Annotated in this window: 9 protein-coding genes; 5 read left to right on the forward strand and 4 right to left on the reverse strand. The window is 56.9% G+C overall.

The features are described from left to right. Positions 1-18 precede the first annotated feature (18 nt). The 3 genes from urtE (at position 19) to menB (ending at position 2,205) form a co-directional block, all read left to right on the forward strand. Positions 19-720, forward strand: a complete 702-nt coding sequence (gene urtE, locus IQ273_RS26675) for an urea ABC transporter ATP-binding subunit UrtE (protein ID WP_194026177.1) — start codon at positions 19-21, stop codon at positions 718-720. A 92-nt stretch (positions 721-812) separates the two neighbouring features. Then, the gene (locus tag IQ273_RS26680; protein ID WP_228053935.1) at positions 813-1,118 is read left to right on the forward strand and encodes a hypothetical protein; all 306 of its coding nucleotides are present in this window, start codon (positions 813-815) and stop codon (positions 1,116-1,118) included. A 253-nt stretch (positions 1,119-1,371) separates the two neighbouring features. Then, the gene (gene menB / locus IQ273_RS26685; protein WP_194026171.1) at positions 1,372-2,205 is read left to right on the forward strand and encodes a 1,4-dihydroxy-2-naphthoyl-CoA synthase; all 834 of its coding nucleotides are present in this window, start codon (positions 1,372-1,374) and stop codon (positions 2,203-2,205) included. Positions 2,206-2,256: 51 nt separating this feature from the next. Here menB and IQ273_RS26690 read toward each other — a convergent pair whose 3' ends face one another. From IQ273_RS26690 to IQ273_RS26705, 4 genes are all read right to left on the reverse strand, one after another. Further along, positions 2,257-3,327: an aromatic ring-hydroxylating dioxygenase subunit alpha gene (locus IQ273_RS26690; RefSeq protein ID WP_194026172.1), complete on the reverse strand. Its 1,071-nt coding sequence runs from the start codon at positions 3,325-3,327 to the stop codon at positions 2,257-2,259. Between the two features lie 191 nt (positions 3,328-3,518). After that, complete coding sequence (locus IQ273_RS26695) at positions 3,519-4,355, reverse strand: ABC transporter permease (protein WP_194026173.1); 837 nt, start codon at positions 4,353-4,355, stop codon at positions 3,519-3,521. A 126-nt stretch (positions 4,356-4,481) separates the two neighbouring features. After that, on the reverse strand, positions 4,482-5,252 hold the full coding sequence (locus IQ273_RS26700) for an ABC transporter ATP-binding protein (RefSeq protein ID WP_194026179.1): 771 nt from the start codon (positions 5,250-5,252) through the stop codon (positions 4,482-4,484). Positions 5,253-5,365: 113 nt separating this feature from the next. After that, positions 5,366-6,451 carry an ABC transporter substrate-binding protein gene (locus IQ273_RS26705; protein ID WP_194026174.1) on the reverse strand — a complete coding sequence of 362 codons (1,086 nt, stop codon included), beginning with the start codon at positions 6,449-6,451 and terminating at the stop codon, positions 5,366-5,368. A 257-nt stretch (positions 6,452-6,708) separates the two neighbouring features. Here IQ273_RS26705 and IQ273_RS26710 point away from each other — a divergent pair, with 257 nt between their 5' ends. Then, positions 6,709-7,428, forward strand: a complete 720-nt coding sequence (locus IQ273_RS26710) for a GntR family transcriptional regulator (RefSeq protein WP_194026175.1) — start codon at positions 6,709-6,711, stop codon at positions 7,426-7,428. Positions 7,429-7,526: 98 nt separating this feature from the next. Continuing rightward, the gene (gene dapF, locus IQ273_RS26715; protein ID WP_194026176.1) at positions 7,527-8,399 is read left to right on the forward strand and encodes a diaminopimelate epimerase; all 873 of its coding nucleotides are present in this window, start codon (positions 7,527-7,529) and stop codon (positions 8,397-8,399) included. Positions 8,400-8,418 lie beyond the last annotated feature (19 nt).

The raw sequence follows: 8,418 nt of genomic DNA on the forward strand, positions 1-8,418 counted from the left end.
GATCCGCTCACGGCCCCTATGGTCGAAATCTCGGGGTTGAACTTTTACTACGGTGAAAGCCACATTCTGCGGGATGTATCGATGACCATACCTAAGGGTCAGATGGTCTGTTTGATTGGCCGCAACGGTGTGGGCAAGACCACCATGCTCAAGAACATCATGGGGGTGCTGCGCCCTCGCACCGGAGAAATCCGCTTTGAAGGCCAGGTGGTTAATAGCCTGCCGCCCGATCGCCGGGCGCGACTGGGGATTGGCTACGTGCCCCAGGGCCGCGAGGTGATTCCTCGGCTAACGGTGAGAGAAAATTTGATTATTGGCCAGGAGGCGCTGGGTAACCGGGGCAAAGCTGCCAAAGACGTACCGGAGGAAATCTACGACCTGTTCCCGGTGCTCAAAACCATGCTCGATCGCATGGGGGGCGACCTCAGCGGTGGTCAGCAGCAGCAGCTGGCGATCGCCCGCGCCATTATGGGTCAGCCCAAGCTGCTGGTGCTCGATGAACCCACCGAAGGTATTCAACCCTCGATTATTCTCGACATTGAGGCAGCGGTGAAGAAAATTGTGAGAACCACCGGCATTTCGGTACTGCTGGTCGAGCAGCACCTGCACTTTGTGCGCCAGGCCGACTACTACTACGCCATGCAGCGGGGTGGCATTGTGGCCAACGGCCCCACTAGCGAGCTCACTAACGACATTATTCAGGAGTTTTTGGCGGTGTAAATTGATGCAGAAGCGCTAGTCACAAAGCTGTCACTTTTGGGTTTTAGTATCGGAATCAGCCGATAGGTTGACCTGATATTTGACAACTGCTAATGAGCTTCTGCACAATGCAAAATTATTATCCTTGGAATACTTCAGCTCTGACAGAGTGGTTGAAACAGGAACTTTCTCACCGTGAAAGAGACAGTTTAGTAGCTGCATTGAAAATACCAAACCGTCAGATTAAAGCTTGGTTGATTGACCCCGCACCTACCATTACCCTCGTGCAGATTCGCGCGATCGCGCAGTACAGAGGCTGGAATTTGAACCAAATGATTGAGTGGCTCGGACTTCAGCCTGCCCACGTAAAAGAACTGCTCAGCCACGATGTTTCTGCACTGCGCGAAACGAGCCTTTAAACATAACAGCTTGATCTCTATTTAAATCATTTGTTAAGCACAAAGGCCGCCCAAGGGTGGCCTTTGTTGTAAGCCGAAATTTGGCTTTTAGCTTGTACGGTTTCTGGGCAGATGTAGGTTTCTGGACAGCCTCTCTTTAGCCTCCGCCATCTGAAGTGAATATAGATCGGTGGGTCAGAACATGGCAGGCAATACCCCGACCCGACCCTCGGTGTGAGACCCTAGAAACCAGTGTTATCTGGATTCGCCCCCTATGCAGGTCGACTGGCAAGACGTTAAGTCCTACGAAGATATCATTTACCAAAAGGCCGATGGCATGGCCAAAATCACCATCAATCGGCCCCACAAGCGCAACGCCTTTCGTCCCAAAACCATCGTTGAGCTGTACGAAGCCTTCTTAAACGCCCGCGAAGACAGCCGCATTGGCGTGGTGCTGCTGACCGGGGCTGGCCCCCACACCGACGGCAAATATGCCTTTTGCTCGGGCGGCGACCAGAGCGTGCGCGGCCACGGTGGCTATGTCGATGAAACCGGCGTGCCCCGGCTCAACGTGCTCGATTTGCAGCGGCTGATTCGCTCGATGCCCAAGGTGGTGATTGCTCTGGTGGCGGGCTACGCGATCGGAGGCGGCCACGTGCTGCACGTAGTCTGCGACCTCACGATTGCCGCCGACAACGCCATCTTCGGCCAGACCGGCCCCAAGGTGGGCAGCTTTGACGGCGGCTTTGGGGCCAGCTACCTGGCTCGCATGGTGGGCCAAAAAAAGGCCCGCGAAATTTGGTATCTTTGCCGCCAGTACAGTGCCCAGGAGGCGCTGGATATGGGCATGGTCAACGGCGTGGTGCCGGTAGATCAGCTCGAAGCTGAGGGGGTGCAGTGGGGCCAAGAAATTCTGCAAAAAAGCCCGATCGCCATTCGTTGCCTCAAAGCGGCTTTCAACGCTGACTGCGACGGCCAAGCGGGCCTGCAAGAGCTAGCGGGCAACGCCACCCTGCTGTACTACATGACCGAAGAAGGGGCTGAAGGTAAGCAGGCGTTTTTGGAAAAGCGGGAACCCAACTTTCGCCAATATCCCTGGCTGCCCTAGGCGAGGGTGGTGAGGCGATCAGGTGGGTGGCATTACCCCCAATCGAGTGCATTAACCCACGCCAGCCTCTGCCAGAGTTTTGGTCGCTGGGGAGGGTTGATGATCCGATCGACGCTGTTCGACTTCGCCGTGCTCTTTTAGCAGTTTGGCCAGGCGGTGGCGCATGAGAATGCCGGGGCGATCGCTGGCCATATGCTGCTCTTCGGCCAGCGTTAGGGGGGCGTCGTAGTCGGTGCCTTCTAAAATAACTCGGTCTTCTGAAGTGACCTGGCGATCGAAGGCGATAATATCGGCGGCTTTGGCCTCGGCCTCGGTGTCGTTGCGCAGGCAAAACTGCACCACTTGAGAATGCTGGTCGTCGATGGGGGTATAAGCGGTAAAAATGACGTGCTCTAAGCCGTTGGGGTACTGAATTTTGAGCGTGCGGGCGAAGGGCATGTACCAGGTACGGGTGTTGGTGCGAATCGTTTTTTCTGTGGCGATGCCCAGGTTTTTCTTTTGCAGGTCGGGGTTGAGCACCTCCAGCCAGTGCTTCATCACAAAGCCAAAGCTGGTTTCGGTTACATCGTCAATGGTTGGCGGCTGGGGGTTCGCCATATCGCCCCAGGAGCTGGCGTGAACAAAGTGGCCGTGGGCGCTGTCAAAGGAGTTTTCGATCGCCCGCAATCCGCCCACTTTCCAAGGCTCATAGAATTCGGGGATGAAGCGAAAGTTGGCGTTGGCACATTCAGGAATGTCGGGAATCGGCTGGAGGGGGGTGTCATCCAAACAGACCCAGACGTAGCCGTAGCGCTCGACGCAGTTGAAAGCCTCGACTCGGTAGGTATTGGGAATGGCCGCCCCGGCATCGAGCTGGGGAACGTTGACGCAGGTGCCGCTAGAGTCGTACTGCCAGCCGTGGTAGGGGCAGCGCACGCAGCCGTTGTTGACGATGCCTTGGGAAAGCTGGGCAGAACGGTGGCAGCAGCGATCACGCAGGGCAGCCGGTTGCCCCTGCTCGTTAATCCATAGCACCAGGGGTTCTTCCAGCAGGGTAAAAGATTGGGGGCCATTGAGCAGATGATCGAGGGGAATAACCGGATACCAAAAGCGGCGCAGTACGGGCTGTTGAGTCGTCAGCATGGGAGGTCTCCGTAAAGGGTTTCAAATCACGGGCCATAGGGTGCATTCGCGGCTTATAGAACTCGGCCTATTTACCCCGGCCTGCTGGGCCGCAATGCACCGATAGAGCTATCGCCTAACGAAATTCTTTTCAGACGAGTTTTGGTGCATTGCTCCGCGTTGCTGCGCGAATGCACCCTACAGCGCAATGGCTAATTCTCGTGTTTCATGGCGCTGGAGTGCCAATCTTTGAGCAAAACGTTCGACAGTGCCGAGAGCAGAGCAAAAATAGCGATCCCCGACACCGTAATTAGCAGCAGCGCCGCGAACATGCGGGGAATTTGCAAGTTGTAGCCTGCGATCAAAATTTGGTAGGCCAGCCCCGATTCTGCACCACCGGTACCGGCAACAAACTCTGCCACAACCGCCCCAATTAGCGCTAGGCCACCGCTAATCCGTAGCCCGGCTAAAAAGTAGGGCAGGCTGGTGGGTAAACGCAGGTACCACAGCGTTTGCCAGCGGTTGGCCTGATTTAGCTTAAACAGGTTTACCAGCGATGGGTCGGCGCTGTGCAGGCCCAGCACGGTATTCGACACGATGGGGAAAAAGGCGACAATCCAGGCGCAGACCACCAGGGCGGCAAAGGTGTTGTTCTTGAGCCAGATGATAATCAGAGGCGCGACGGCGACAATGGGCGTGGTTTGCAGCAGCACCGCGTAGGGAAAGAAGCTGCGCTCGATCCACTTACTTTGGGCAAAGAGAATGGCGACGAACAGCCCCGAGACCGTAGCGGCCACCAGCGCCGTAAAGGCAATCTTGATCGTCACAAACCAGGAGGGAAGTAGCGTGGGCCAGTCTGTCGCCAGGGTTTGCAGAATCAGCAGCGGGCCGGGCAGCAGGTAGGGGGGGGTATTGGTGATGCGAACGGCCAGTTCCCAAGCGGTGAGTAGAACCAGGCCAACGATAATAGGAGCCAGAATGTCGGGGGAGAGCAGCGATCGCACCCACTTCGGCCCTGCTTTGGGTTGTTCAAGGGCGGGAGAGAGCATAGCAGTACCAATTTTGAATTTTGAATTTTGGATTGGGGATTTTGGGGTGGTTAGAAACCCGGTTTCTTCGCTACCTTTCTGTGGCAAGACTGACCTTGTGACCCAGAACCCTGGTTTCTTGGCCCACTACAGCGACAGCGCCAAAGATTCGCCCATGGCCTCCGATAGGCTGTGGGAAACATCGCGGCAGTAGCGATTGAACTGGGCCGAGGTGCGGTAGTCGGGATCGCGGGGATGGGGGCTATCGATCGCAATGTCGGCCACCACCCGCCCCGGTTTTGAGGCCATCACCACGACTCGGTGGGCCAGGTACACGGCTTCGTAAATGCTGTGGGTGACAAACAAAATCGTTAGTTGGCGCTGATGCTGAAGCTGGAGCAAGTCCTGGTTGAGCTTGCCGCGAGTCATCTCGTCGAGGGCACCGAAGGGTTCATCCATGAGTAATATGTTGGGCCGGGTGACCAGGGCGCGGGCGATCGAAACCCGCATTTGCATGCCGCCCGAGAGTTCGCGGGGGTAGACTCGCTCAAAGCCCTGTAGGCCGACCTGGGCGATCGCATCTGATACCAGCTCCAGCGCCTGCCGTTTCGGCACCCTTGCCAGCTTCAGCGGCAGGCGAATGTTATCCATCACCGTGGCCCAGGGCATCAGCGCTGCCTCCTGAAACACGTAGGCCAGTTTGTGATCGCCGCCGCTTTCCCAAGCCATACGCCCGGTGCTCAGATCGCCCAGTTCAGAAATAATTCTCAGTACCGTGCTCTTGCCGCAGCCCGACGGCCCCACCAGGCTGGTAATAGTGTTTGGCTCCACCGCCAAATTAAAGTTCTGTAGGGCCACCGTCCCATTGGCGTAGGTCTTGCCCACCTGCTCCAGGGTAAGAATGGGTCGGGTCTTCATGGCGATCGCGCTCGTTGACGTTGAAACAATCATCGGCCAAGCTTCCATCCAGGAGGGTCATGGGTGAACAATTCGGTGGGTTGCGGCGCGGCACCGCAGCATGAAGAATCTATCTAGACCTGATAGGCCTCTGGCCCCTTATTCACAAACTCCAGAGAATAGGCCTGTTTGTAATCCACCGAATCCTCAAACGCGCCCAGGTCTGCCATCGTGGTAAAAATTTCCTGCCAGCGCTCATCGGTCATCGCCCCAATCCCCTGGCTTTCGGCCTCGCCGCTGCTGATAATGCCGTACTCGCTGAGCTTGGCTAGCCCAAAGGCGATCTGCTCATCGGTCATTTCGGGATTGTCTTGCTTAATCAACTCGTTGCCGGGGGCCGGGTCGGCCAAATAGCTGTACCACCCCTTAATCGAAGCGTCTACAAACCGCTGCACCAGGTCGGGATTGCCTTCCATAATTTCGCGGCGGGTCTCAATCGTGGTGGTGTAGTTGGGGTAGCCGTGGTCGGCCATCAACAGCACCACTGGCTCAAAGCCGCCTTCTTTCTCAATTGCGAAAGGCTCAGAGGTAATGTAGCCCTGCTGCACCACGTTTTTATCGGCCACAAATGGCCCCACGTTAAAGGTGTAAACCCCCATCTGATCATCGCTAAGATCGTACTTCGCCTTGATAAAGGGCCAGAAAGTAGTGTGGGCACTGGTCGACATCAAAATGGTTTTGCCTTTCAGGTCTTCAAACGAGTCAATGCCCACATCGGGGTGAGCCATCAAGGCTTGAGGATCTTTCTGGAAAATAGCCGCCACCGTTACCTTGGGCACCCCTTCCTGAATCGAGTTGATGGCATCGATCGCATAGCCCATCTTAAAGTCATGCGCCCCGGCCATCAGCAGCTGGTTGCCGTTTACCTGGGGGCCGCCCATGCTGATGGTGACATCTAGCCCGTGGTCGGCGTAAATGCCGGTGGCCACCGCCTGGTAAAAGCCGCCGTGCTCGGCCTGAGCAAACCAGCTGGTGCCAAAGGTCACCTTATCCAATTCACCAGCGGCCGTAGCTGGCGCAGCATCAGTGGAGGCGGTGTCTTGGCTGCCGCCAGCGCAGGCTGCCAGCGCCCCAGCCCCCAGCGCCAAAGAGCCATAGCGCAAAAACCGCCGTCGATTGAGCGCCAGGGCAACGGAATTAGGAGTACGAGGAAACGTCATAGCAAAAAGCCCAGGTAGAGAAAAACAGCACAGAAATCACGACAGAACGATCGCCGACCAATGCCCTCTCACGAAATTCTTAAAGCCCAGTATCTAGAACTGGGAGGGTTGCGTATACTGTTGCGTATAATTAGGCATACAGCAATGAATACCTTTCTGAATTCAGCACTGTATACAACAAAAATTAAGGGCTTCAAGCGGCAAATTCCGTAGTCCCAGATACCGTTATTTGTTCTTTCTGAGATTGGATTGCGATCGTGGTCAAAGCAGGTTCTCAGATTTCTCAGGTCCAGGCTGCCAAGCTAAGCCATAAAAAATCTGGCAGCAGTGTCGATCGCATCTATGCGCAGCTCAAACAGATGGCGATGACCTACAAATTTCGCCCCGGTGAACCCCTCAACGAAAACGAGCTCGCCGCCGACCTTGGGGTCAGCCGTACGCCCCTGCGGGAAGTGCTTAATCGTTTGGTAGCCGAGGGCCTGCTCGACCTTGTGCCCCGTAAAGGCTTCTCCTGTAAACCGCTCGATACCAGGCGAGTATTTGACCTCTACGAAGTGCGCTGCGGCCTAGAGATGATGAGCGCCAAGCTCGCCACCGAGCGGGCTAGCGACACCGAAATCGAGGCGCTAATCCAGTTTTGGCAAACCGCCGCCGAAAAATTTTGCACCTTCACCCCCGTAGACTGCGCCCGCTGCGACGAAACCTTCCACGAGCGACTGGCAGAGCTATCGCAAAATAGCGAGCTGCTGCACATGCTGAAGAATGTAAACGCCCGCGCCCACTACCTGCGGCTGATCTCGATGGAGCAAGCTGCCTACCGCCAAAACACCTGCGCCGAGCACCAGCTGATCTTGCAGGCCATCCAAAACCGCAATGTGGAGGCAGCGGTTAATGCCATGGCCGCCCACGTCACCCTGCGCCAGGAGCAACTGGTCGAGGTGATTAAAGAAGGTGTGGCCCGGCTCTACATGCGCTGAGCCTGCGCAGGAAAAGCAGCTCACCAGGGGTTACAGCGCGCTTCTCTGGGTCGAACTTAGGTAATAATTGAGATTCATCCCTTCAGCATCGCCACACTATGGAATTTAGTAAGTACCACGGCTTGGGCAACGACTTTATCCTGGTGGATAATCGCCATCAGCCGCAGCCAGTGCTAAGTGCTGAGGATGCGGTGCGGTGGTGCGATCGCCACTTTGGTATTGGCGCTGACGGGGTCATTTTTGCGCTGCCGGGCCAGGCGGGCACCGACTACACCATGCGCATCTACAATTCTGATGGGTCAGAGCCTGAGATGTGCGGCAACGGCATTCGCTGCCTGGCCAAGTTTTTAGAAACCCTAGAGACTGCCGATGGCAAAGCGCCTCAGGCACCCCACACTTACCGCATTCACACCCTGGCGGGGCTAATTTCGCCGACCCTGCAGCCCGATGGCCAGGTAACCGTAGATATGGGGCCGCCCTACCTGCTGGCTCAAGAAATTCCGACGACGCTGGCGGCGGCTGACGAAAAGGTGGTCGCCGTGCCGCTGACGGTAGCGGGCCAAACCTGGCCAGTCACCTGCGTCAGCATGGGTAACCCCCACTGCATCACCTTTGTAGACGATGTGGCGGCGATTCCCGTGCCGGGAGGCTTTGCCGACGCGCTAGAGGCTATTGGCCCCCAGTTTGAGCACCACGAGGTCTTCCCCCAGCGCATCAATACCGAGTTTATTCAGGTGGTGCGGCCCGACTATCTCAAAATGCGGGTGTGGGAGCGGGGCGCGGGCATTACCCTGGCCTGCGGCACCGGGGCCTGCGCATCGCTGGTAGCGGGGGTGCTGAATGGGGTCTGCGATCGCGCCGCCACGGTCAAACTGCCCGGTGGTCCGCTCCACATTGAGTGGTCAGCCGCCGACAACCGCGTCTACATGACTGGCCCGGCGGAGTTGGCCTTTAGGGGCGATCGCGCTTAGGCGTCTGCTAAGCCAAAGG

Source organism: Nodosilinea sp. LEGE 07298 (assembly GCF_015207265.1).
Lineage (GTDB): Bacteria > Cyanobacteriota > Cyanobacteriia > Phormidesmidales > Phormidesmidaceae > Nodosilinea.